At 46.9% G+C, this 601-nt stretch carries 1 protein-coding gene; it reads right to left on the minus strand.

What is annotated here, in order from left to right:
- Positions 1-601, minus strand: a 601-nt coding sequence (locus tag ACVPON_RS01460) for a MucBP domain-containing protein (RefSeq protein WP_462875467.1), incomplete at both ends; no start/stop codon positions are given.

Genomic DNA, 601 nt, shown 5'->3' on the forward strand with positions numbered 1-601 from the left:
CCCTTTTCATTCACATAGTGAACAACAACGCTTCCTTTCTTCACTTCTGGTTGTGGTTCTGGATCTTTCTCATATGGTACTGGTGTATTCTGACCTGGATCGTTTGGATTGGTAATAGATGGTGGTACATATCCCTTCGTCGGATCTTCTGGATCAACCGGTTTCAATGGGTTGCCGTCTGGATCTTTTGGTGTATAGCCTGGAATGTGTGGCAATGGTGGGTTATCACCTGGCACCAGTGGGGTTTCATCATATGGTACTGGTGGGCGGTCACCTGGATTGTCTACACCTGGGATATATGGCAAGTAGCTACCGAGTTCCTTGTAGATGTAGGTGACGTTGGTCGTACCCTCTACAAGGGTTCCAGATTCTTGATCCCCGTCTTGAACCTTGGTGAAGACATAACGCTTGCCATCTTTTTCGATGAGGGTTGGCTTGTGGTCTGTTGTGTCATATGGAGTGTTGACGTCACTTTCTGGCGTGTCGACCACATCATCTGCGATGGTTTCACCCTTTTCATTCACATAGTGAACAATGACGCTACCTTTCTTCACTTCTGGTTCTGGATCCTTCTCATATGGTACTGGTGTATTCTGACCTG

It is taken from the genome of Streptococcus sp. 1F3, from assembly GCF_054968985.1.